General features: G+C 68.9%; 20 protein-coding genes and 1 tRNA gene. 14 read left to right on the top strand and 7 right to left on the bottom strand.

From position 1 onward, the window contains the following. Positions 1-77: 77 nt before the first annotated feature. From ACP7CK_RS02375 to ACP7CK_RS02365, 3 genes are read right to left on the bottom strand one after another with little or no spacing between them, the layout of a single operon-like run. Entirely contained in the window at positions 78-1,748 is a 1,671-nt protein-coding gene (locus ACP7CK_RS02375; protein ID WP_426025010.1) for a lysine--tRNA ligase, read from the bottom strand. A 55-nt stretch (positions 1,749-1,803) separates the two neighbouring features. Further along, positions 1,804-2,148, bottom strand: a complete 345-nt coding sequence (locus ACP7CK_RS02370) for a RidA family protein (protein WP_267514057.1) — start codon at positions 2,146-2,148, stop codon at positions 1,804-1,806. Positions 2,149-2,187: 39 nt separating this feature from the next. Further along, complete coding sequence (locus tag ACP7CK_RS02365; protein WP_426025009.1) at positions 2,188-2,667, bottom strand: hypothetical protein; 480 nt, start codon at positions 2,665-2,667, stop codon at positions 2,188-2,190. Between the two features lie 83 nt (positions 2,668-2,750). On the opposite strand from ACP7CK_RS02365, the gene queA reads away from it, so the two are divergent. The 4 genes from queA to ACP7CK_RS02345 all read left to right on the top strand — a co-directional run bounded on the left by queA (position 2,751) and on the right by ACP7CK_RS02345 (position 6,506). Beyond that, positions 2,751-3,848 carry a tRNA preQ1(34) S-adenosylmethionine ribosyltransferase-isomerase QueA gene (gene queA, locus ACP7CK_RS02360; protein ID WP_426025425.1) on the top strand — a complete coding sequence of 366 codons (1,098 nt, stop codon included), beginning with the start codon at positions 2,751-2,753 and terminating at the stop codon, positions 3,846-3,848. Positions 3,849-4,586: 738 nt separating this feature from the next. Continuing rightward, a complete protein-coding gene (locus ACP7CK_RS02355) occupies positions 4,587-5,072 on the top strand; it encodes a hypothetical protein (RefSeq protein WP_426025008.1) in 486 nt (161 codons plus the stop codon). Beyond that, positions 5,069-6,181, top strand: coding sequence for a tRNA guanosine(34) transglycosylase Tgt (tgt, locus tag ACP7CK_RS02350; RefSeq protein WP_156796405.1), 1,113 nt, complete (start codon positions 5,069-5,071; stop codon positions 6,179-6,181). Before ACP7CK_RS02355 ends, tgt begins: the two co-directional genes overlap by 4 nt. A gap of 16 nt (positions 6,182-6,197) precedes the next feature. Further along, positions 6,198-6,506 (top strand): hypothetical protein, encoded by a 309-nt coding sequence (locus ACP7CK_RS02345; protein WP_426025007.1) that lies wholly within the window; start codon positions 6,198-6,200, stop codon positions 6,504-6,506. Between the two features lie 36 nt (positions 6,507-6,542). On the opposite strand, the gene ACP7CK_RS02340 is transcribed toward ACP7CK_RS02345, so the two are convergent. After that, positions 6,543-7,106: a hypothetical protein gene (locus tag ACP7CK_RS02340; RefSeq protein ID WP_426025006.1), complete on the bottom strand. Its 564-nt coding sequence runs from the start codon at positions 7,104-7,106 to the stop codon at positions 6,543-6,545. A 171-nt stretch (positions 7,107-7,277) separates the two neighbouring features. Here ACP7CK_RS02340 and ACP7CK_RS02335 point away from each other — a divergent pair, with 171 nt between their 5' ends. Together ACP7CK_RS02335 and ACP7CK_RS02330 are read left to right on the top strand one after the other, a co-directional pair. Continuing rightward, entirely contained in the window at positions 7,278-7,730 is a 453-nt protein-coding gene (locus ACP7CK_RS02335) for a hypothetical protein (protein ID WP_426025005.1), read from the top strand. Continuing rightward, positions 7,727-8,482, top strand: a complete 756-nt coding sequence (locus tag ACP7CK_RS02330; protein ID WP_426025424.1) for a DUF998 domain-containing protein — start codon at positions 7,727-7,729, stop codon at positions 8,480-8,482. Before ACP7CK_RS02335 ends, ACP7CK_RS02330 begins: the two co-directional genes overlap by 4 nt. On the opposite strand, the gene ACP7CK_RS02325 is transcribed toward ACP7CK_RS02330, so the two are convergent. Then, positions 8,441-8,517 (bottom strand) — tRNA-Lys (locus ACP7CK_RS02325). The two genes, ACP7CK_RS02330 and ACP7CK_RS02325, sit on opposite strands and share 42 nt — an antisense overlap. Before the next feature lie 89 nt (positions 8,518-8,606). On the opposite strand from ACP7CK_RS02325, the gene ACP7CK_RS02320 reads away from it, so the two are divergent. From ACP7CK_RS02320 to astB, 8 genes are all read left to right on the top strand, one after another. Next, positions 8,607-9,698 (top strand): CaiB/BaiF CoA transferase family protein, encoded by a 1,092-nt coding sequence (locus ACP7CK_RS02320; protein WP_426025004.1) that lies wholly within the window; start codon positions 8,607-8,609, stop codon positions 9,696-9,698. A gap of 72 nt (positions 9,699-9,770) precedes the next feature. After that, positions 9,771-10,040: a hypothetical protein gene (locus ACP7CK_RS02315; protein WP_008258639.1), complete on the top strand. Its 270-nt coding sequence runs from the start codon at positions 9,771-9,773 to the stop codon at positions 10,038-10,040. Positions 10,041-10,125: 85 nt separating this feature from the next. Beyond that, positions 10,126-11,922, top strand: coding sequence for an autotransporter assembly complex protein TamA (locus ACP7CK_RS02310; protein ID WP_426025003.1), 1,797 nt, complete (start codon positions 10,126-10,128; stop codon positions 11,920-11,922). After that, the gene (locus ACP7CK_RS02305) at positions 11,919-16,151 is read left to right on the top strand and encodes a translocation/assembly module TamB domain-containing protein (protein WP_426025002.1); all 4,233 of its coding nucleotides are present in this window, start codon (positions 11,919-11,921) and stop codon (positions 16,149-16,151) included. The genes ACP7CK_RS02310 and ACP7CK_RS02305 overlap by 4 nt, the downstream gene beginning before the upstream one ends. A gap of 67 nt (positions 16,152-16,218) precedes the next feature. After that, positions 16,219-17,472 (top strand): hydrolase, encoded by a 1,254-nt coding sequence (locus tag ACP7CK_RS02300; protein ID WP_426025001.1) that lies wholly within the window; start codon positions 16,219-16,221, stop codon positions 17,470-17,472. Further along, positions 17,473-18,480: an arginine N-succinyltransferase gene (locus tag ACP7CK_RS02295; RefSeq protein ID WP_426025000.1), complete on the top strand. Its 1,008-nt coding sequence runs from the start codon at positions 17,473-17,475 to the stop codon at positions 18,478-18,480. It abuts the gene before it with no gap. 21 nt (positions 18,481-18,501) lie between these two features. Continuing rightward, on the top strand, positions 18,502-19,920 hold the full coding sequence (gene astD / locus ACP7CK_RS02290; protein WP_426024999.1) for a succinylglutamate-semialdehyde dehydrogenase: 1,419 nt from the start codon (positions 18,502-18,504) through the stop codon (positions 19,918-19,920). Positions 19,921-20,077: 157 nt separating this feature from the next. After that, entirely contained in the window at positions 20,078-21,415 is a 1,338-nt protein-coding gene (gene astB, locus ACP7CK_RS02285; protein ID WP_426024998.1) for an N-succinylarginine dihydrolase, read from the top strand. Here the strand turns inward: astB and phhA are convergent. Next, entirely contained in the window at positions 21,412-22,287 is an 876-nt protein-coding gene (gene phhA, locus ACP7CK_RS02280; protein ID WP_035309663.1) for a phenylalanine 4-monooxygenase, read from the bottom strand. The genes astB and phhA overlap by 4 nt on opposite strands. A 56-nt stretch (positions 22,288-22,343) precedes the next feature. Beyond that, complete coding sequence (gene hspQ, locus ACP7CK_RS02275; RefSeq protein WP_008263584.1) at positions 22,344-22,652, bottom strand: heat shock protein HspQ; 309 nt, start codon at positions 22,650-22,652, stop codon at positions 22,344-22,346. Between the last annotated feature and the right edge of the window lie 115 nt (positions 22,653-22,767).

The raw sequence follows: 22,767 nt of genomic DNA, 5'->3' as shown, positions 1-22,767 counted from the left end.
CTTCGCCGTTATTTTCCGTTCATCTTCATCGACGCCGCCCCCCCCCCCGAGAGCGGCTCGCGCCAAGGCCGATCTGGTTAGTCCGCCAGACGCCCGTTCGCCCCCGCCTCGATCAGGGCGATGGTCTGCGGCAGGCCGTAGATGGCCGCGAACGAGCCGAAGCGCGGCCCCTGGCTGGCGCCCAGCAGCACTTCGTACAGCGCCCCGAACCAGGCCCTCAGCGGCTCGAACGCATGCGCCTTGCCCACCGCATAGACCTCGTTCTGGATCAGCTCGCCGTCCGTGGTGTCCGCCGGCAACGCCTTCAGCCGTTCCGCCAGATCCAGCAGCGCCGCCTTCTCCTTGTCATCGGGCAGGCGATACGCCTTCGAGGGCTTCACGAAGTCCTCGTAATAGTTCAGCGCCCGGTCCATCAGCTGGTCCAGCAGCGGCTCGTTCTGCGGCGTCGCGTCGGGCAGATATTTGGCGAAATAGGCCCACAGCTGGTCCTTGGTCGAGGCGTTGGCCACCCCCACCAGGTTCAGCAGCAGGGCGAACGACACCGGCGAGGTATGGGTCGGCGGGTTCCCCGCATGGATCGACCAGACGGCGTTGTCGATCCGCTTGGCCGGCTCCTGGGTCTTGTAGCTTTCGATGAAGGCCAGATAGTCGTCGATGGCGCGCGGAATGACGTTGAAGTGCAGGCTCTTGGCCGACTTCGGCGACTGGAACATGTACCAGCTCAGGCTCTCCGGCGTGCCGTAGCGCAGCCATTCGTCCATCGTCAGGCCGTTGCCCTTGGACTTGGAGATCTTCTTGCCTTCGATATCCAGGAACAGTTCATAGTTGAACCCTTCCGGCGGCGTGCCGCCCAGGGCGCGACAGATCTTGCCGCTCTCGCGCACGCTCTCGATCAGGTCCTTGCCCGACATCTCGTAATCGACGTCCAGCGCGACCCAGCGCATGGCCCAGTCCGGCTTCCATTGCAGCTTCACATGACCGCCCGTGACCGGCAGTTCGGTGCGCCCGCCCGCCGGATCGTCGAAGACGATGGTGCCCTTCTCGACATTCCGCTCCAGCGTCGGCACCTGCAGCACATGGCCGGTGATCGGGCTGACCGGCAGGAAGGGCGAATAGGTCGCCCGCCGCTCTTCGCCCAGGGTCGGCAGCATGATGGCCATGACCGCGTCGAACCGCTCCAGCAGGGTCAACAGCGTCGCATCGAATGCGCCGGACTTGTAGGTCTCGGTCGAGCTCATGAACTCGTAGTCGAAGCCGAACGAGTCCAGAAACGCCCGCAGCCGCGCATTATTGTGCGCCCCGAAACTGTCGTGCGTGCCGAACGGATCGCGCACCCGGGTCAGCGACAGATTCAGATCCTCGCGCAGCATCTCCGGGTTCGGCACGCCTTCCGGCACCTTCCTCAACCCGTCCATGTCGTCGCTGAAGGCGATCAGTCGCGTGCGCCAGTGGTCGCCGGTCAGGGCCCGGAAGGCGTTGCGCACCATGGTGGTCCGCGCCACCTCGCCGAAGGTGCCCATGTGCGGCAGACCCGAGGGGCCATAACCCGTCTCCAGCACCACCGGCCGGCGCAGGGCCTCGAACTTGGCCAGGGCCTCGTCGGCCTTGCCGGCGTCGATCAGCGCCCGCGCCTCAGCCCGCTCGCTCTCGCCCAGCCGCTTTTTCAGAACATGGGCCAGCAGATTGCGGGCTTGTTCGAACGGCCAGGACTTGGCCTCACGGGCGAGGATTTCGAGGTTCTGAAGCATGGCGGCGGTTTGCAGTCTGCAACCCGCCGGGTCAACCGCCTTATCCCCCGCCCCGTCAGCCCCTGGCGGCGATGACGATCACCTCGACCTTGTAGTCCGGCGAGGCCAGCCGGCTCTCGCCCGTCGCCCGCGCCGGCGGATTAGCCGTATCGACCCAGGCGTCCCAGACGCTGTTCATCGCGTCGAAATCGGCGATATCGGCCAGCCAGATCTGGGCCATCAGGATCTTCGACTTGTCGCTGCCCGCCTGGGCCAGCAGGGCGTCCACCTCGGCCAGCGCCGTCTTCGTCTGGGCGATCACGTCATCGCCCGGCTCTCCGACCTGCCCGGCCAGATAGACGGTGTCGCCGTGAACCACAGCCTCGCTCATGCGGGCGCCGGGCTGGATGCGGGTGATCATGGGGAGGGCTCCTGATTATTTGGCCCCTATCATACCCGCTCACCGCCCTCGGTCGAACGCTCCCACCGCCCAACTCACCACCGCCGCCCCGGCCGCCACGATGATCGCATCCTCGATCAGGCCGCTCTTCGTCTGCCCGATCCGCACCATCGCCTTCTTGCGTCCGGCCAGCCCCAGATAAGCCAACGGCACGGCCGTCCCAACCGCAAGCGCCGCCCCCAGCTTCTCACGCCCCCGCGGCGCCAAAGCCGACCCGGCGATCCCCGCGCTCATCACCCGCGCCAGCAGGCCCAGGAACACCGTCCGGTCCGGCGCCGACTTCATCTTGTCGCCGAACAGCTCGCCCACGCCCATGGCCAGACCGCCGAACTTGAACAGCGGATGATCCAGCAGCACCAGCCGCCCCGGCGTCTCCCGGTGCGCCAGCCGCGCCCCCGCAATGGCCGCCATGGGCGTCATGGACCGGGCGCTTGCGACGGCGCCGATGAGGACGGACGGGAGGAGTGCGAGGGTTTTCATGCTACCTCAACCCCGCAGGCGCGCGGAGGTTCACCGGCCGCCGCACTTGACCCCCCGCGCCCGGCATGGCCTTTGCCCCGCCGATGAAGACCGCCGATTTCGACTTCGACCTGCCCGAGGACCGCATCGCCCTGCGCCCCGCCGATCCGCGCGATTCCGCCCGGCTGCTGGTGGTCAAGGACGGTGCCCTGGACGACCGCATCATCCGCGACCTGCCCGACTTCCTGAGGCCCGGCGACGCCCTGGTGTTCAACGACACCCGCGTCATCCCCGCCCGCCTGTCGGGCGTCCGCACCCGTCCCGGCCCCGAAGGAGAGACCCTGACGGTCGCCGTCGAGGCCACCCTTCACCACCGCGACGCCCCCGACGTCTGGTCCGCCTTCATGAAGCCGGGCAAGCGCATCAAGCCGGGCGATAGAATCCGCTTCGGACAGGAAGCCGACGCCGCCTGCGACCTGGGCCGCCTCGACGCCACCGTGGCCGACAAGGGCGACGACGGCCTGATCACCCTGAAGTTCGACCTGTCCGGCCCGGCGCTGGACGACGCGATCCGCGACGTCGGGGTCATGCCCCTGCCCCCCTATATCGCCGCCAAACGGCCCGAGGACGACCGCGACCGGTCGGACTATCAGACCGTCTTCGCCGAACACGACGGCTCGGTCGCCGCCCCCACGGCGGGCCTGCACTTCACCCCCGCCCTGCTCGAGGCCATCCGGGCCCGGGGCGTCTCCACCCACGCCGTCACCCTGCATGTCGGCGCAGGCACCTTCCTGCCGGTCAAGGCCGATGACCTGGCCGATCATAAGATGCACAGCGAATGGGGCGAGGTCTCGCCCGAGACCGCCGCCGCCCTGAACGCCGTCCATGCCGCCGGCGGCCGCATCGTCTGCGTCGGCACCACCTCGCTGCGCCTGCTGGAATCCGCCACGACCGAGGCCGGCGAGATCCGCCCCTTCCACGGCGACACCGCCATCTTCATCACCCCCGGCTACCGCTTCCGCGCCGTGGACGTGCTGATGACCAATTTCCACCTGCCCAAATCCACCCTCTTCATGCTGGTCAGCGCCTTCGCCGGCCAGGCTGCGATGAAGACCGCCTACGCCCATGCCGTCGCCGACGGGTATCGGTTTTACTCCTACGGGGACGGGTCCTTGCTGTTCCGGGCGGGCGAAAGCCGATGACCTCACCTCCCCGTTCGCGCAGGCGAACGGGGAGGACCGGCGATCGCGTCAGCGAGCGCCAGGAGGGGGCGACTCGGTGTCTGAAGTCGGGTCGGTCATCACCACCGCCGGAGTCGCCCCCGCCTGGTCGCTACGCGACCGGTCCTCCCCGCGCGCCTTCCCGCGCAGGGAGGTGAGCCAGCGCGCACAATGACGCTGCCTCGCCTTCAACGATTCCAACGCCCTAACAAAATCTCACCCCCCTCTTCTAATCACCCCCCAAAACCCCCGCATAATACCCCCGGTCTCGTCGTTAGGAGGGCTCGTAAGGCCTGCGACCTTGCGGCGGCGGGAGCGTAGGGATCAGGGGCGGGGGTGGGATCCCCTCGCGCCGCATGACGGTGCATCGGTGGGCTCATCCCGCGCAGAAACGTCGGCGGAGGACTCGGGGTTAGGAACCCGGTCGCACTCGGGACGGTCCTTCGCAGGGATCGCCGACCTGACGCAGGCCTTGGGGAAGAGGCATCACAACTGCCGCTTCAATATCCCCGGCCGGCAGAAACACCCTGCGCGCGGAGCGTCTGTCTTCGTCGAAACGGTAAAAACTAATCCATCCCGGGCGAGGCCCGGCGCTCCGTCCTGCCCTCCACTCGCGATGGGCCTCCAACTTCGCAGCGAAAGCGCGTCGGCGCCTCCGCTCGCCCTGTAGCCTTCCGCCGCCTGAACCCTTAAATGCCGTCCCCTGACGAAAGATCGCCCGTGACGCCCGACGATTTCGAACTCGATCTCCCGCAAGACCTCCAGGACGGCCTGATCGCCGTCGGCGAGGCCGCGCGCGACCTGGACCAGCCCTGGTGGATCTTCGGCGGGGCGGCCATGGCGCTTTACGGTCTGACCGACCTGCATGTGCCCGACATCGACGTCCTGTGCGCTCCGCGCGACGCCCGCGCCCTGCTGGCGGCCCTGGACGGACAGATCGTGCCCGACCCGGGCGAGGGCCTGTTCCGCTCGGCCGTCTTCGGCCGCGCCCCGGATCAGCCGATCCTGGTCGAGGTCATGGCCGATCTGGAGACCCGCGACGGCGCCGAATGGCGGCCGGTGGCCTTTACGTCGCGCCGTCCGGTCTTCATCGACGACGTCCCGCTGTTCGTGCCCGACATCCGGGACCATATCGCCCTCTACCGCCTGTTCGGCCGCCCCAAGGATCTGGCGCGGGTCGAACAGCTTGAACGACTGATCGCCTGATGCCCTTCCCCTTCGAGATTTCCGCCAAAGAGGGCCGCGCCCGCACCGGCGTGCTGAAGACCGCGCGCGGCGACATCCGCACCCCCGCCTTCATGCCTGTCGGCACGGCGGCGACGGTCAAGGCGATGACGGTGGACCAGGTCAAGGCGACCGGCGCCGACATCATCCTGGGCAACACCTATCATCTGATGCTGCGCCCCGGCCCCGAGCGGATGGAGCGGCTGGGCGGGCTCCACAAATTCATGGGCTGGGACAAGCCGATCCTGACCGACAGCGGCGGCTTCCAGGTCATGTCCCTGGCCGGGATTTCAAAGGTGAAGGAAGAGGCCGTGACCTTCTCCTCCCACATCGACGGTTCCAAACACGTCCTGACGCCAGAACGCTCGATCGAGATCCAGGCCGACCGGATCGGCGCCGACATCTCGATGCAACTGGACCAGTGCGTGGCGTATCCGGCCGAGAAGGACGCGGCCCGCAAGGCCATGGAACTGTCGATCCGCTGGGGCGCCCGCTCCAAGGCCCGGTTCGGCGAGCGGGAAAACCAGGCCCTGTTCGGCATCCAGCAGGGCTCGACCTTCGAGGACCTTCGTCGCCAGTCGTCGGACCAGCTGCGTGAGATCGGCTTCGACGGCTACGCGATCGGCGGTCTGGCCGTGGGCGAAGGCCACCAGGCCATGTGCGAGGTGCTGGACTACGCTCCCGAGATGCTGCCCGCCGACCGTCCCCGCTATCTGATGGGGGTGGGCAAGCCGATCGACCTGGTCGAGGCGGTGTATCGCGGCGTGGACATGTTCGACTGCGTCCTGCCGACCCGCGCCGGCCGCCACGGCCAGGCCTGGACCTGGGACGGCCCGCTGAACCTGAAGAACGCCCGCTTCGCCGAGGACCAGGATCCGCTCGATCCCGCCATCGACGGGCCGTCGTCGCAGTATTCCAAGGCCTATCTGCACCACCTGATCCGCGCCGACGAAATCCTCGGCAAGGTCCTGCTCAGCTGGCACAATATCGCCTTCTACCAGGCCCTGACCGCCGCCATGCGCGCCGCGATTTCGGAAGGCCGATTCGAACAGTTCCGCCGCGACTTCCATGCGCGGCATGTGTCGAACTGACCCCCGGAACCATTTGATGCGCGTCGAGAAGTCAGGCTTCCACGCCTACAACACCTATCTGGAAGAGCCGTCCCGCGACGCGGGGAACGAGACGGCCCTGCACCGCCACGTCATCATCATCGGCGGCGACAAATACTCATTCTTCGCCCACTGGTCCGGCAAGTTCGCGCACAAGGGCGAGCGGATCTCGTTCGACTGGGACTGGGACCGGACCGGCGAGTTCCGCAACATCGACAAATCCTCCTTCGAGGCCTTCGCCAAGGACGGCGCGGTACAGATCAGAGGCGATCGCACCGACAAGCGCCGGCCTGCCGGCAGACGTTAGATCCTGTCGGTCGTGGGTCGAACGGCCAAGCCGCCCCTACCGCTTCGGCCGGAACCAGCTCGGCGCCGCCGGCGGGGCGCAGTTCCTCTGCATGCCAATCCCCTTCAGAAACGCCCGCCGCATCCGCCCCGCCTGGATGGCCGACTGGACATGGCGGCTATGCTGATCGGCGCCGCTGAGCCGGCGGATCCAGCTTCGTCCGGGAATGAAATCGGTCGTCGTCCCGCGAATGGCGTCCAGGGCCGCCTTGGCCGCCGCATCGGCCGCCTGTTCGCTGCGATACGAGCCGTCCTGGCGCGGCGGCTCGTCCGTATCCGGCCCCAGGGCCTCGTCCAGCCGCGCCACCTCGGCCCCGATGGTCGAGCACTGGTTCAGATTACGCAGGTCATAGGGATTGGCCTCGGCCTGCAACAGCACCGTCGGGATGTATTCCCGGCGCAGGTTGAAATCCTCCAGCGGCGCCGTCGCCGCGGCCCCGACCCCGGCCCCAAAATCGCTCACGGCGCCGCCGCAGCCGGACAGCAGCAGGGAGGCGGTGGTGACCAGAGATAGGGCGCGCATGGCGTCTTGAACCACGGCAGGCGGGCGACGGGAAGCCATGGCCAGTCCTTCCCCAGGCGTCGCTTTGAAGCAGAATCAGAGGGACGGCGTCGTTTTCACCTGTCCGATTGAGCCAGATCAACGCCCGTTCGCCCGGCCGCACCTTATTGATCAGCAAGGGGTGAGCAGCGCCTACCCACCGCCGCCTCCTCCGAAGAGCGGAGAGGGATCATGCTCAGAGTCGTTCACGTGATCGCCGGCCTGATCGCGATTCTGATGATCGCGATCTTCTGGGTTTCGACGGCCCTCAGCGAGATATTTGCTCCCCCGGAGGTGGTTGCAGCCGTTAAGACAGCCATACCCTGGGGCTTTCTGGTGCTGATCCCGGCCCTCATGGCCACGGGAGGCTCGGGATTCATCCTGGCTGACGGCCGGCGGACCGGCCTGATCGGCGTAAAGTCCCGACGCATGCAGGTGGTCGCCGCCAATGGCCTGCTGATCCTGCTGCCCGCCGCCCTATTCCTGGCGTTCAGGGCCCGGAGTGCTGCGTTTGACGCGACCTTTTACGCGATTCAGGCGCTGGAACTGGCGGCGGGCCTGGTCAACGTCACGCTGATCGGCCTCAACCTGCGCGACGGCCTCAGGATGACGGGCCGTCTGCGGCGCCAAAGGGGGCCAGCGTGATCCGGGCCCTCTATGTGGCCGGCCTTCTTGCGCCGGTGCTTTTTCTGCTTTCGGTCGTGCTCGGCGGCGCGCACCAACCCGGCTACTCCCACCTGGCTGATCCAGTCAGCGCCCTCGGCATGTCGGGAGCGGCGGACGGCGCGGCGATCAACGGCGCCTGGGCGGTGACGGGTCTGTTGATCATGGCTCTGGGATTGGCCCTGTGGCGGGACAGCCGGAGCCCCGGGCGCGTCCCGGGGGCCGCCCTGCTGGTCGCTGGCGCTGCGTCGGCCGCGATCGCGGTGTGGTTTCCAATGGATCCGCCGGGCGTGCCGATGTCGACCGCCCAGGCGGGTCACAACGGCCTTGTCGCCTTGGCCGCCGTCGCCTTCGCCGTGGCCATGCTGACGGCGGCGGGCTCCGCGGCCGCTCCGTTCGCCTATCGTCGCCTGACCTGGGCCGCCCTCGGTGCTATGGCGTTGGGCGGCGCAGGCGCGGCCCTGACCCATTTCCTTGGGTGGGACTGGGTCGGGGGATTCGAGCGCATCACCCAGGGTGGCTATCACGGGTGGCTGCTGATGACCGGCGCCACAGGACTGCGGGGACGCTGGCGGCGGAGCTTGCGGAGGTCCGGGGCGCAATCGCCGACTCCGGCGCCCGGGCCTGGCGTCGGACGCCAGGGGACCGGTCAGGCCAGGTTCCGCCAGAACCCGACACCGCGAAAGAGAAAATGGTACGTCCTCTCGGGCTCGAACCGAGGACCCTCTGATTAAAAGTCAGATGCTCTAACCAACTGAGCTAAGGACGCACCGTGCGACGTTCAGGACTGGCCCGAACCGTCGAAGGGCGCCTTCTGTTGCAATCCGCTCTTCCGGTCAAGACCGGGTCTGCTACTCAATGCGTATGAAACCGCTGAACGGACTGCGCATCCTGGAGTTCGACGGCCTGGGGCCGGTGACTTTCGCCGGCCTGATGCTGGCCGACATGGGGGCCGAGGTGCTGCGTCTGACCCGCGCGGCCTCGGCGGGCGTCCCCGTTTTCGCCGAGGTGGGCGGGGCCCTGCTGCATCGCGGACGGACCGCCGTACCCGTGGACCTGAAGTCCGACAGCGACCGCGAGCGGATCCTGCGCCTGGTCGACGGCGCGGACGCCGTGATCGAAGGCTTCCGTCCGGGGGTCATGGAACGGCTGGGCTATGGTCCCGAGGTTCTGCACGCCCGCAACCCGGCCCTGGTCTTCGGTCGGGTGACAGGCTGGGGCCAGACTGGGCCGCTGGCCGACGCCGTGGGGCACGACCTGAACTATATCGGCCTGTCGGGGGTGCTGCACGCCATGGGCGAGGCGGACCGCCCGCCGCCCCCGCCGCTGAACCTGGTCGGCGATTACGGCGGCGGGGCCATGATGCTGGCGACAGGGGTGCTGGCGGCCTTGCTGGAGGCCAGGACCACCGGACGGGGCCGGATCGTGGACGCCGCCATGACCGACGGCGCGGCCCTGTTGGGCGGCCTGTTCCAGGCCCTGCGCGGCCAGGGGCTATGGAGCGAGCGCCGCGGAGCCAATCTGCTGGACGGAGGCGCGCCCTTCTATCGCTGCTACGCCTGTCGGGACGGCGGCTTCATCGCGGTCGCGGCGCTGGAGCCGCGCTTCTACGCCGCGCTGCTGGCGGGCCTTGGGATCGATCCGTCCGAAGCGCCTCAGCATGACAGGACCGGCTGGGCCGCCCTGCACGACCGGTTCGCCGCCCTGTTCGCGGCGAGGGACCGGGACGACTGGGCGACGCATTTCGCCGGGACCGAGGCCTGCGTGACGCCCGTCCTCGGCCTGGCGGAGGCGCCGGATCATCCGCACAATCGCGACCGGGCGACCTTCCGGAACGGCCTGCCCGCCCCTGCGCCCCGCTTCGACGGCGCCGAACCGCCAACGCCGACCGTCCCGCCCCTGACCGCCCTGGGCGAGGCGGCCTGGAGCAAGAGGCGGGATGACCCCTGAAGTTTTCCGCGCTATGGGAACGAGGCGGCGCCGAGGGCGTTGCAACGGACGATATCCGGGGAACTATTTCTGATGAGACGCTCGATCTTCGTTCTGACCGCGACGGCGCTGGGCGCGCTGGTGCTTGCGGGCTGCGACGACTACCAATCGAGGTCGCAGGACGACTATGCCGACGCCCCTCCGGTCGAAGAACAGGCTCCCGCCGCCGAGGATTCGGCCGAGCCTGTCGTCGCGCCTGAAGTGACCGATCCGGCGCCGGCGCCCGCGCCAGCCCCCCTTCCGCCGGAAGAGCGGACGTCCGAACAGTCGGTTCAGCCGGAAAGCGAAACCCTGTTCTACTGAGGCGCGCCGCTTCGCCGCCACATCAGGATGCAAGGGCGTACCGAGACGCCGACTTGGAGTCCGCGCCCTTGACGAAAGCTAGAGTTTGACGTTCCGGCCCACCCTGTTTCTCGCTGCCCTGGCGACCTGCAGCCTTTCCGCCCAGGCCGCCTCAGCCGATCCTCGCGCCCAGATCCGCGGCGACATGGACGCCGAACTGCGCCGCATGCTGGAACGTGCGGTCGGCGAGGTGGATGGGGCCCCGGAAAGCCGTTTCGAAGCCCGCCGCCGCGCCCAGGGTGCCCTGTCGGCAGCCGAGGCCCTGCTGCGTTCCGAAGCCTATTACCAGCCCGTGCTGGAAGACGTGGTCGAGGGCGAGGATCGGCCGTCGGCCATCGTGGACGTCCAGCCTGGCCGCCGGTTCCTGCTGACCCAGCCCACGATCACCTGGACCGATCCAGCGCCCGACGCCGAAAGCGCCGCCGACGCCCTGAAGGCCATAGGCCTGAAGGCGGGAGCCCCTGGCCGGGCCGTGGACGTCATCTCCGGCGAGGGCCGGGCCGTCGCCACCCTGGTCCGCGACGGCTACGCCGACGCCAAGGCCGATCCGCGCCGCGTCGTGGTTGATCACGCCGCCTTCACGGTCGCCCCGGAATACCGCATCGACTCGGGCCGACTCGTCCTGCTGGACGGCGTGGTCATGCCCCGGACCGGTCGCACCAACCCGGCCTGGGTCGCGGGCCTGGCCCCCTGGACCGAGGGCGATCGCTATGATCCTGACCAGGTGGCCGAACTGGAACGCCGGCTGCTGGACACGGGGGTCTATGACGGGGTCGGCGTCGCCCTGGCGCCCGTCGACCAGACCAACGCCGACGGGCATCGCCCCATCATCGTCAATCTGCAGGACCGGCCGCGCCGCGTGCTGGAGGCCGGGGCCACCTGGTCCACGGCCGAGGGCGCGGGGGTCGATCTGATCTGGACCCGCTACAACCGGTTCGGCCGCGCCGACACCCTTCGGCTGGAAACACGGCTGGCCGATATCGACAGCCGGATCGGCGCCGACCTGTCCCTGCCCCACTGGCGCAAGCCGGGTCGGACGCTGAAGCTGAGCGCCGGCGTGGTCAAGGAAGACACCGACGCCTACGACCGCACCGCCCTGGTGCTGGCCGCCGAACTGCAGCAGCGGATCGGCAAGACCTCCTACTTCAACTATGGGGTCGGGCTGGACGCCGGCCGGTACAACGAGATCCGGTACGACTACACCTCCATCCCGCCCCGTGCGGTCAGCTTCGATCGCGATCTGGCCATCATCACCGGGCGGACCAGCGCCTATATCGACAACTCCAACGACCCGCTGAATCCGATCCAGGGCTGGCGCGTGACCGCCTCGGTCCAGCCGACCGCCGTGACCGGCCAGGACACGATCCTGTTCCTGCGCGGCGAAACCCAGGCCACGGCCTATCTGCCGCTCCAGGACGGGGCGCGCACGGTTCTGGCCGGCCGTCTCCGCATCGGTTCGATCATCGGCGGCGGCGAGCTGAGCGTGCCGTCGGACCGTCTGTTCTACTCGGGCGGCGGCGGATCGGTGCGCGGTTACTCCTATCAGAGCGTCAATCCCAAACTGCCCGACCTGACCCCGCGCGGCGGCCTGTCGCTGTTCGAGACCTCGCTGGAGGTGCGCCGTGACATCGGTCAGAGCTTCCAGGCCGTGGCCTTCGTCGATGCGGGCGCCGTCGGCTTCCAGGAGACGCCGAACCTGACCAACATGCGGTACGGCGCGGGTCTGGGCGTCCGCTACAAGCTGCCGTTCGGTCCCATCCGCGCCGACATCGCCGTGCCGCTGGACAAGCGCGAGGGCGATTCCGCCTTCCAGATCTACATCAGCATCGGGCAGGCGTTTTGACCGAAGCCCCGCCCGAAAACACGCCGGACGCCGCACCGCCGGAAGAATCCGCGGCCGAAGTTCGCAAGAAGCGCAGCCTGCTGCAGCTGTTGGCCCTGGTCGTCGGCGGCGTGGTCGGCGGCCTGCTGGTGCTGCTGGTCATCGCCCTGATCGGCGGGCGGATGTACATCGTCTCGGACGGCGGGCGTGACCTGGTGACCGGCTTCGTCCAGGGCCAGAAGATCAGCCGCTATGGCCGGATCAACGTCTATGGGCTGAAGGGCGACCTGTTCGACGACTTCACCCTGGACCGGGTCACGGTGACGGACCGGGACGGCGTCTGGCTGGACGCCCGCAATGTCCGGGTCGACTGGTCCTACTGGCCGTTGATCACCCGTCGGTTCCACGCCACCGACATCAGCGCCGAGGTGATCCAGCTGGTTCGTCGGCCGGTTCTGGACGCTCCCAGCGGCGAACCCGGCGGCCCCCAACCGATCGACGTCGATATCGACCGCTTCTCCGCCAGGGTCGAACTGCTGGAAGGCTTCTCCAAGGAATACGGCCGCTGGAACCTGACGGGCGACATCGCCCTGCCGCGACGCGGGGCCAAGACCGCGACCGTCAACGCCGACAGCCTGAACCGTCACGGCGACTATCTGCGGCTGGCGGCGACCTTCGGCGGCAAGCTGGAAGAGACCCGCGTCAATCTGCGCGCCAATGAAGCCCAGGGCGGGCCGCTGGCCGGATCCCTGGGCTATTCGCCCGACCTGCCCTTCTCGGCCGTGGCCTTGGTGAACGCCGACATGGTCCACGCCAAGGTCCAGACCGGCCAGTTCACGCCCCTGACCGTCGATGGCCGGTTCGGCGAAAACGGATCGCGCGTCTCGGGCTTCTTCGACTTCAGCGGATCGGACCTGTTCGAACCCTTTGTTCAGCGCGTGGGCCGCACCGCCCGGTTCGGCTTCGCCATGGTGCCGGCCAAGGACAAGGCGTTCCAGGGCGTGGGCTGGAAACTGATGTCGGACAATGTCGCGTCCGAGGCCCGCGGTCTGATCCGCATGTCGGATCGCAGTTCGCCTGATGGAATCAGGCTGGATCTCCAGACCGTCTCGCTGAGCCGTCTGGTCGGGTCCGACGTCGGCGGGCCGGCCGCCTATTCCGGACTGTTCAAGGGCGACGCCGAGACCTGGACCCTGGAGGGTCAGGCCAGCCTGCTGAACGCCAATCTGGCCAGCTATCGCGCCACCCGCCTGGCCGGTCCGCTGAACGTCCAGGTCAAGGACGGCCGGATCGATCTGGACGGGGACATCCGCGCCGTCGGAGGTTCATCCGAGGGGCTGATCGGCGGCCTGCTGGGCGCGACGCCGCGCGTGCAGATGGAGGCCGCCCGGATGAAGGACGGCGCCCTGTTGCTGGAAAAACTTGATCTTCAAGGCCAGGGGCTGACGCTGAAGGGCTCGGGCTCGCGCAATCTGCTGAGCGGCATGGGCTTCCGCGGCGATGCGCAACTGACCGACGCCTCGCGGGTCCTGCCCGAGGCCAAGGGCGCCTTTGGCGGTCCGGTCCGCGCCTCGTCGGCCAAGACCGGCGCGCCCTGGGTGCTGACCTTCGACGGCCGGGGCCGCAATCTGACGGTCGGAATGGACGAGCTGAACCGGTTGCTGGGCCGCACGCCGCGCCTGCAACTGACCGGCAAGCTGAATGGGAACCGGATCGAGGTGGATCGCGGCGAACTGACCGGAGCGGCGGGCCGCGCCGGGGCCAAGGGCCTGATCGAGACCGACGGCCGCCTGCGGCTGGCGCTGGACTGGAACGCGCGCGGCCCCTTCGCCGTGGGGCCGGTCGAGATCGGCGGCGACATGAACGGGCGCGGCGCCCTGACCGGCACATTGTCCCAGCCGCGCGTCGATCTGACCGCCGGATTCGATACGGTCACGGCCGGCGCCCTGACCCTGACCCAGGCCGACCTGATCCTGAGTTTCCGCAAGGGCGCGGATGCGTCGGACGGCCGGATCACTGTGACCAGCGGTTCGAACTACGGCCCGGCCCGGGCGTCCGGGAACTTCTTCCTGGGCGGGCGGCGGATCCGGCTGAGCGATCTGGACGTCAACGCCGGCGGGGTGACCGCCCAGGGGGCGATCGCCCTGTCCAACAACGTCCCCTCCAGCGCGGACCTGACCTTCACCGCCCGCACCGGCGCCTTCCTGGCGTCGGGCGAGGCCAACGGCCGCATCCGTCTGACCGAAGGCGGCGGATCCGAAAGCGCCATCCTGGACGTCAACGGCCGCAACATCCGCCTGGCCGGCCAGAGCTGGAACATCCGCACCATCGACCTGGACGGCCGCGGCACGCTGGACAACCTGCCCTTCACCCTGGCGCTGGACGTCAGCGGCGGCGTCCCCGCCCAGTTCAACGGCACAGGCGTCTATTCGCGGCGCGGGGCCGCCCAGACCCTGACCCTGCGCGGCGGCGGCCGGGTGCGCGAGGTGGCCTTCACCACCCGCAGCGCCGCCATGATCACCCTGAACGGCCAGAGCCGGACAGCCCACCTGGACCTGGGTGTCGGCAGCGGCGTGCTGCTGGCCGATCTGCGTCAGGACGCGCGCACGGCGATCATCCAGGCTGACCTGACCAGCGTGGACCTGCAGACCCTGTCGCCCAATCTCCGCGGCCGCGCCACCGGGCGGGTCGCCCTGCGCGGCGCGGGCGACGACCTGTCCGGGGCGGCCAACGTCACCCTGGCGGATGTCCGCAGCATCGACGCCCCCAGCGGGCTTTCGGTCGACGGCCGGCTGGACGCGACCCTGATCAACAACAGCCTGACGATCAAGGCGACGGCGTCCGACGAGGGCGCTGTCCAGGCGGCGGCCGATGTCGTCCTGCCGGTCGAGGCCTCGGCCGCCCCGCTGCGTCTGGCCATCGCCCGCCAGCGGCCCATGTCCGGCAATGTTTCGATCAACGGCCAGATCCAGCCGATCTGGGACCTGTTTCTGGGCGGCGACCGCAGTCTGGCGGGCCAGGTGGCGGGCCAGGCGACCCTAGGCGGTACCCTGGCCGCGCCACGCCTGAACGGACGGTTCGACCTGACCCAGGGCTCCTATCGCGAGAAGGCGGTCGGCCTGGTCCTGGGCGACCTGACTCTGAGGACAAGCTTCGACGACACCACGGCCCTGATCGAGACCTTCACCGCCAATGACACCGCCGGCGGCACAGTCGCCGGCCAGGGCCGGATCGGGCTGCGCGAAGGCTCGGGCTCGACGGCGCAGTTGAACCTCACGCGGTTCCGGGTCATCGACAACGATATCGGCGAGGCCCGCGCTTCAGGTCCGATCACCATTGTTCGCGGTCAGGACGGCAACATCCAGCTGTCGGGCCAGATGAATATCGACGAGGCCCGGATCGAGCCGGAAGTGCCCGGCGCCACCGGCATCGTCTCGATGGACGTGGTCGAGATCAATCGTCCCGGCGGCGATCCGGTCGAGACCGAGGCCCGTCAACGCGGGCCGCAGATCGGCATGGACATCGCCCTGCGCTCGACCGGCGGCAAGGTGCGGGTCAGCGGCCGCGGCCTGAACGTCGTGCTCGACGTCAACGCCCGGGTGCGCGGCACCATCGCCCAGCCGCAACTGACCGGCACGGCCAATGTGGTGCGCGGCGATTACGAGTTCGCGGGCAAGCGGTTCATCTTCAACGACACCGGCCGCGTGACCCTGTCGACCGATCCGAAGCAGATCCGCCTGAACCTGTCGGCGACGCGCGAGGATACGGCCCTGACCGCCTCCATCGCCGTGACCGGCACAGCCGACCAGCCGAAGATCGCCCTGACGTCCACCCCCGCCCTGCCCCAGGACGAAATCCTGTCGCAGGTGCTGTTCGGCCGTTCGGCCTCGCAACTGTCGCCGTTCGAGGCGGCGCAACTGGCCGCCGGGGTCGCGGCCCTGGCGGGCGGCGGCGGCTTCGACGTGATCGGGAACCTGCGCGAACTGGCCGGGCTTGACCGTCTGTCCTTCGGCGGCCAGGCCTCGGCCGTGACGGTCGCCGGCGGTCGCTACATCACCGACAACGTCTATCTGGAGGTCATCGGCGGCGGCGAAGGCGGGGCGGCGGTCAAGGTCGAATGGCAGCCGCGCCGCAACCTGGCCATCAGTTCGCAGTTCGGCGGTCAGGGCGACACCAGCCTGTCGATCCGCTGGCGCCGCGAAAGCCGCGAAGCCGGCCAGCGCACCGACCGCCGCCCGAACCGGAACTAAGCCTCAGCCGCCCGACGTGCCCCACGCGACCTTCACCTTTGGCCCCGCGACGGCTAGGGTCGGGCCGATGCGGATTCTGACCACGGACCAGGCCGTCCTCGACCACGTCGCCGCGCGACGCGAGGCGATTATCGGCCGCACCATCGACTGGGCGAACATCAACTCCGGCAGCCGCAACGCCGCCGGTTTGAACGCCGTGCTGGACGCGCTGGAGGCCGTAGCCAGGGCCCTGCCCGGCGCCGTCGTCGAACGGATCGCCACCCAGGGCTCCACCACCGTCGCCGACGACGGCTCGGTGCGGACCGAGGCTCACGCCGACGCGCTGAAGATCACCGCCCGTCCCGAGGCTCCGATCCAGGTCGTCCTGACCGGCCACTACGATACCGTCTTCCCTGCCGACAGCCGCTTCCAGACCGTCACGACCCGCGCGGACGGCGCCCTGAACGGCCCCGGCGTCGCCGACATGAAGGGCGGGATCAGCGTGCTGCTGGCCGCGCTGGACGCCTTCGAGACCCACCCCGAAAAGCACGGCGTCGGCTGGACCGTGCTGCTGAGCCCCGACGAGGAGATCGGCTCGCCCGCCTCGGCCCCGCTGCTGGCCGAACTGGGCGCGCGCGGGCATGTGGGCCTGACCTATGAACCGGCCCTGGCGGACGGCACCCTGGCCGGTGCGCGCAAGGGCAGCGGCAACTATCATCTGATCGTGACGGGCAAGGCCGCCCATGCCGGCCGCGCCTTCGAAGAGGGCCGCAACGCCATAGCGGGAGCGGCCATGATCGCCGCCGCCCTTCACGGGCTGAACGGCCAGAAGGACGGCGTCACCGTCAATGTGGCCAAGATTTCGGGCGGCGGGGCCCTGAACGTCGTCGCCGACAACGCTGTGGTGCGGTTCAACGTGCGTGTGCCAGACAAGGCCGCCGCCGACTGGATCGACGCCTCGGTCCACGCCATCGCCGCCACGCCGCCGTTCGAGGGTCTGACCCTGGACCTGCACGGCGGCTTCACCCGTCCGCCCAAGCCGATGGACGCCGCCCAGACGGCCCTGTTCGAGGCGGTGAAACAAGCCGGCGCCCTGCTGGGCCAGCCCATCGCCTGGAAGCCTTCGGGCGGCGTCTGCGAAGGCAACAACCTCCACGCCGCCGGATTGCCCAACATCGACACCCTGGGCGTCCGGGGCGGCGACATCCATTCGGAACAGGAGTTCGCCTGGCCCGACAGCTTCGTCGAACGCGCCCAGCTCAGCGCCCTGATCCTGTGCAAGATCGCCTCGGGCGAGATCGACGCGGCCAAACTCAAAGCCCTGCGGATGGAAACCCTCTGAATGCTCGTCGTCCGTCCCGCCGGCCCCGCCGATCTCGACTATCTGCTGGAGCTGGCCATCCTGTCCGGCCCCGGCTTCACCAGCCTGCCGGAAGATCCCGACGCCCTGGCGGAACGGCTGGAGCTGAGCCAGGCCAGTTTCCGGGGCGAGATGACGCACCAGGAGGCCTGGTACACCCTGATGCTGGAAGACGGCGACACCGGCGACATCGACGGGGTCGGATCGGTCAAGGCGACCGTGGGTCTGAAACGGCCCTTCTTCTCGTTCCGCATCGTCAACAACACGGCCTCCTCGCCGTCCCTCGGGGTCAAGCTGGATCACCAGACCCTGGTGCTGGTCAATGAATGCACGGGCTGGACCGAGGTCGGGTCGCTGTTCCTCAAGGCCGATCGGAGGAAGGGCGGGGCGGGTCGCCTGCTGAGCCAGTCGCGCTACATGCTGATCGGCGCCCAGCCCGAACTGTTCGCCGAGAACGTGCTGGCCGAGTTGCGCGGCGTCTTCTCGCCAGACGGGGCCTGCCCGTTCTGGGACCATGTGGCGCACAAGTTCTTCCCGATGGAGTTTGATCACGCCGACAGGATGAGCGGATCGACCGACAAACAATTCATCCTGGACCTGGCCCCGCGCCACCCGATCTATACCGAGCTGCTGCCCGAGCCGGCGCGCGCCGTGATCGGCAAGGTCCACCCCCAGGGCGTACCGGCCATGGCCTTGCTGGAAAGCGAAGGCTTCAGGCCCAACGGTCTGGTGGACATCTTCGACGCCGGTCCGACCGTGTCGTGCGGGCGCGACAATATCCGCACCGTGCGCGACGCGCGCCGCCTGACGGTCGAGATCACCGACCGGGTCGAGGCCGAACTGCCGGCCCTGATCTCGACCGACAGCATCGCCGCCTTCCGCGCCGTCCGCGCCAAGGCGGACATCGACGGCGACACGGTTCGCATCGGCGCCGAGACCGCTGCGGCCCTGAAGGTGGGCGCAGGCGCCAGCGTGCGGGTGAAATCGTGATGAGCGGACTGGAATAGAGCCATGACCATTTTCAACTCCATCGACCCCGCCACCGAAGCCGTGAACTGGGAAGGCGAGGCCGCCAGTCCGGTTCAGGTCCAAGCCGCCGTCGACGCCGCCCGCGCCGCCTTTCCAGCCTGGGCCGACGCGCCTCGCGCCGACCGCATCGACGCGGTCAAACGCTATCAGGCCGTGCTGAAGGACCGCGCGCCCCAGATCGCCGAGGCCATCGCCCGCGAGACCGGCAAGCCCCTGTGGGAGACGAAGACCGAGGCCGCCGCCATGATCGGCAAGGTCGACATCTCGATCCGCGCCTATGACGAACGCACCGGCGAACGGACCAGCGACACCGCCTTCGGCCGGGCGACGCTGCGGCATCGACCACACGGCGTGGCGGCGGTGCTGGGCCCGTTCAACTTCCCCGGCCATCTGCCCAATGGCCATATCGTCCCCGCCCTGCTGGCTGGCGACACCGTCGTGTTCAAGCCGTCGGATGAGACGCCCCTGGTCGGTCAGGTCATGGCCGAGGCCTTCGCCGCCGCCGACCTGCCGACCGGCGTGGTCAATGTCGTCCAGGGCGGACGCGAGACCGGCGCGGCCCTGCTCGACGCCGGGATCGACGCCCTGATGTTCACCGGCTCGGGCGCGGCCGGCGCCCATTTCCGGCGCAAGTTCGCCGACGATCCCCACGTCATCCTGGCGCTGGAGCTGGGCGGCAACAATCCGCTGGTAGTCTGGGACGCCGCCGACGCTCAGGCCGTCGCGGGCATCGCGGTGCAGTCCGCCTTCATCACCACCGGCCAGCGCTGTTCTTGCGCCCGGCGCCTGATCGTGCCGGAGGGAGCGCAGGGCGACGCCATCATCGAAGCCATCGCCGCCCTGTCTGACCGCCTGGTCTTCGGTCCTTGGGACAGCGACCCCGAACCCTACGCCGGACCGCTGATCTCCGCCCGCGCCGCCGAAGCGGCATTGAAAGCGCTGCAGGAACGGATCGACGCCGGAGCCAAGGTCATCCGCGCCTCGGGTCCCGTCGCCAACTTGCCCGGCGCCTTCGTAAAGCCGGCCGTCATCGACGTGACCGGGATCGACGTCCCCGACGAGGAGATGTTCGCCCCCTTCCTGTCGGTGATCCGCGTGCCGACCTTCGACGCCGCGATCCAGGCGGCCAACGCCACCCGGTACGGCCTGTCCGCCGGCCTGGTCAGCGACGACCCGTCCAACTGGGACCATTTCATCCGTCGCATCCGCGCGGGCGTGGTCAACTTCAACCGCCCCACCACCGGCGCCGCCGGCGACATGCCCTTCGGCGGCCTGGGCGCCAGCGGAAACCATCGGCCGTCGGCCTATTACGCCGCCGACTACTGCGCCTATCCGGTGGCCAGCTTCGAGGCGGACGCGGTCGCGAACATCGAGGGCGAGATCAAGGGGTTACGGTCGTGAGTCCTTCTCCCCTTGCGGGAGAAGGTGGCCCGCGCAGCGGGTCGGATGAGGGGTTTCTCCCTGCCGACCGCCTGCGTGACCCCTCACCCGCTCGCGCCAGGACGACGGCTTGCGCCGTCGTGCGCGACCTCCCTCTCCCGCAAGGGGAGAGGGCCGAATGACCCCCGCCATCGAAGCCAACGCCGACGGCCTGATCGGCCCGACCCACTCCTACGCCGGCCTGTCGCCGGGCAATCTGGCCTCCAGCCTGAACAAGGGCGAGGCGTCGAACCCGCGCGCGGCGGTGCTGCAGGGGCTCGACAAGATGAAGACCCTGGCGGACCTGGGCCTGCCCCAGTTCGTCCTGCCGCCGCATGAGCGGCCGAACATCCCCTTCCTGCGCACCCTCGGTTTCACGGGCTCGGACGCCCAGGTGCTGGAACAGGCCTGGAAGGACGCGCCATCCTTCGCCGCCGCCGCCTGTTCCGCCTCGCCCATGTGGGCCGCCAACGCCGCGACCGTGACGCCCAGCGCCGACGCCGCCGACGGTCGGGTGCATTTCACACCCGCCAATCTCGTCACCAATCTGCACCGGTCGCTGGAGCATCAGCAGACGAAGCGGGCGCTGGACGCCCTCTTCCCCGCCGCCGATCGTTTCGCCGTCCATGACGCCCTGCCCTCCGTGGCCCATCTGGCCGACGAGGGCGCCGCCAACCATGTGCGCCTGTGCGCCGAGCATGGGGCGTCGGGCGTCAATCTGCTGGTCTGGGGGCGCGAGGCCTTCACGCCCTGGGACGGCCCCTACCCCGCCCGCCAGACGCGCGAGGCGTCGCAGGCCGTCGGTCGTCGCCACGGCGCCAGCGGCGTCGTCCTGGCCCAGCAGTCGAAGGCCGCCATCGCCGGCGGCACCTTCCACAATGACGTGGTCTGCGTCGGGGCGCGGGACACCCTGTTCTTCCACGACCTCGCCTTCGAGGACACGGCCGGAACCCAGGCGGCCATCCGTCGCGCGGCCGAAGGCCTGTTCGACCCGATCTTCGTCGAGGTGTCGTCCGCCGACCTGCCCCTGGCCGACGCCATCAGCAGCTACCTGTTCAACTCGATGCTGATCCAGATTCCGGGCGAGGACCGCCTGACCCTGATCTGTCCGACCGAGACCCGCGACAACCCGCGCAGCCATGCGGTGGCGCAGGCTCTGGCCGCCTCCAACGGTCCCATAGGCCAGGTGCTTTACGTCGATGTGCGCCAGTCGATGCGCAACGGCGGCGGCCCCGCCTGCCTGCGTCTGCGGGTCGTGCTGACCGAGGCGGAACTGGCGGCGACCAATCCAGCGATGCGCCTGACGGACGCGCTGCACGCTCGGCTCAAGACATGGGGCGAGCGCTGGTACCGCGACGAATTGCGCCCCGCCGACCTCGCCGATCCGGCCCTGCTAAACGAGAGCCGGAGCGCGCTGGATGAACTGACGGCGATTCTGGATTTGGGCGGCGGCTTCTATCCGTTCCAGCGGCCCTAGGCCGCGAACCGCCCGCCCCTGGACGCATAGGCTTGAGTGCCGCGCGTGAAGACCTGATCGCTGGGCAGGACGGTCTCAATCGGCAGGTCGGCCTGGCCTTTCAGGGCGTCATAGACGGGGCCGAAGTCCTTCAGCGTCTCGTCCTTCAGCGCTTCCAGGCTGTCGATGACGAAATAGACCTGCTGGAAGTCGTCGATCCGGTACAGGGTCCGCATCACCCGCTCCAGATCGAAACCCAGCCGGTTCGGCGACGGATCTTCCAGCGCAAAGACGCTTTCGGTCGCCGACGAGACGATGCCGGCGCCGTAGATGCGCAAGGCTCCGGCCTCCTGCATCAGGCCGAACTCGACCGTGTACCAGTAGAGCCGGGCCAGGTTCGGCAGCATGCCCAGACCGGCGGCGCGCTGTCCGCCCTTGCCATAGGCCTCCATATAGGCGGCGAAATCGGGGTCGGTCAGCATGGGCACATGGCCGAAGACATCATGAAAGATGTCGGGTTCCTGGAGGTAATCCAGCTGGTCCGGTTTGCGGATGAACTGGCCCGAGACGAAGCGGCGATTGGCCAGGTGATCGAAGAAGACCTCGTCGGGCACCAGACCGGGCACGCAGACCACGGTCCAGCCGGTCAGGGCCTGGAGCTTGGGATTGATGATCTCGAATTCGGGGATTCCGCCTGCATTCAGGTCCAGCGCCCTCAGCCCGTTCAGGAAGGCGTCACAGGCCCGGCCGGGCAGGATCTTCATCTGGCGGGCGTACAGCGTGTCCCAGGTCTGGTGTTCGACCTCGGTATAGGCGGCCCAGTTCTGGGGAATGGTCCAGTCGGCGGCCGCGCCCTCTGGCGGTTGTTCGAAGACGTGTTCGAAGTCGGACATGGACGCTCCTCTTTGCCCCATCCTAACGCCCGGCGGACGCCCCTTCCAAGTCTTCCTCAGTGAATGCCTTCATGCAGGGGGGCGTGATGGCCCTCGGCGTCGGTGGTGAACCAGCGCTGGGCGTCATCGGGCAGCAGGACGGACTGGCCGTCTTCCAGCACCCCCTCCGCCGCATAGGCGACGAAGCCGCCGTCCTCGCCCAGGGCGAAGACGCGGTAGAAGGGCTGGTCCGCCGCCACCGCGCCGGTTTCGACGGCGGGGCCGGCGTAGCCGTGATCGACGTCCATCACCACGCCGCGAAAGGCGTTGTCGCGGTGACGAACGATCTGGCCGATGGCGAAACGGGCGGTGTGAACCTGGGTCATGAGGTCTTGTTACGCTGGTGCGGATGACCGGGACGCCCACAGGTCCGTTCATCTTCCTGACAGAATGGCTTGGCGCGGACGATCTTCGCGGGCTAGGCTGATCCGGACGGGCGCC

This window comes from Brevundimonas sp. TSRC1-1 (assembly GCF_049898245.1).
In the GTDB taxonomy this organism is placed as follows: domain Bacteria; phylum Pseudomonadota; class Alphaproteobacteria; order Caulobacterales; family Caulobacteraceae; genus Brevundimonas; species Brevundimonas mediterranea_A.
This window is presented reverse-complemented; position numbering and strand designations above follow the sequence as displayed.

Bases quoted from the DNA above. Each gene is read 5' to 3' on its own strand.
- ACP7CK_RS02375 (WP_426025010.1), bottom strand. From the start codon at position 1,748: ATGCTTCAGAACCTCGAAATCCTCGCCCGTGAGGCCAAGTCCTGGCCG.
- ACP7CK_RS02370 (WP_267514057.1), bottom strand. From the start codon at position 2,148: ATGATCACCCGCATCCAGCCCGGCGCCCGCATGAGCGAGGCTGTGGTT.
- ACP7CK_RS02365 (WP_426025009.1), bottom strand. From the start codon at position 2,667: ATGAAAACCCTCGCACTCCTCCCGTCCGTCCTCATCGGCGCCGTCGCA.
- queA (WP_426025425.1), top strand. From the start codon at position 2,751: ATGAAGACCGCCGATTTCGACTTCGACCTGCCCGAGGACCGCATCGCC.
- ACP7CK_RS02345 (WP_426025007.1), top strand. From the start codon at position 6,198: ATGCGCGTCGAGAAGTCAGGCTTCCACGCCTACAACACCTATCTGGAA.
- ACP7CK_RS02340 (WP_426025006.1), bottom strand. From the start codon at position 7,106: ATGGCTTCCCGTCGCCCGCCTGCCGTGGTTCAAGACGCCATGCGCGCC.
- ACP7CK_RS02335 (WP_426025005.1), top strand. From the start codon at position 7,278: ATGCTCAGAGTCGTTCACGTGATCGCCGGCCTGATCGCGATTCTGATG.
- ACP7CK_RS02320 (WP_426025004.1), top strand. From the start codon at position 8,607: ATGCGTATGAAACCGCTGAACGGACTGCGCATCCTGGAGTTCGACGGC.
- ACP7CK_RS02315 (WP_008258639.1), top strand. From the start codon at position 9,771: ATGAGACGCTCGATCTTCGTTCTGACCGCGACGGCGCTGGGCGCGCTG.
- ACP7CK_RS02300 (WP_426025001.1), top strand. From the start codon at position 16,219: ATGCGGATTCTGACCACGGACCAGGCCGTCCTCGACCACGTCGCCGCG.
- ACP7CK_RS02295 (WP_426025000.1), top strand. From the start codon at position 17,473: ATGCTCGTCGTCCGTCCCGCCGGCCCCGCCGATCTCGACTATCTGCTG.
- astD (WP_426024999.1), top strand. From the start codon at position 18,502: ATGACCATTTTCAACTCCATCGACCCCGCCACCGAAGCCGTGAACTGG.
- astB (WP_426024998.1), top strand. From the start codon at position 20,078: ATGACCCCCGCCATCGAAGCCAACGCCGACGGCCTGATCGGCCCGACC.
- phhA (WP_035309663.1), bottom strand. From the start codon at position 22,287: ATGTCCGACTTCGAACACGTCTTCGAACAACCGCCAGAGGGCGCGGCC.
- hspQ (WP_008263584.1), bottom strand. From the start codon at position 22,652: ATGACCCAGGTTCACACCGCCCGTTTCGCCATCGGCCAGATCGTTCGT.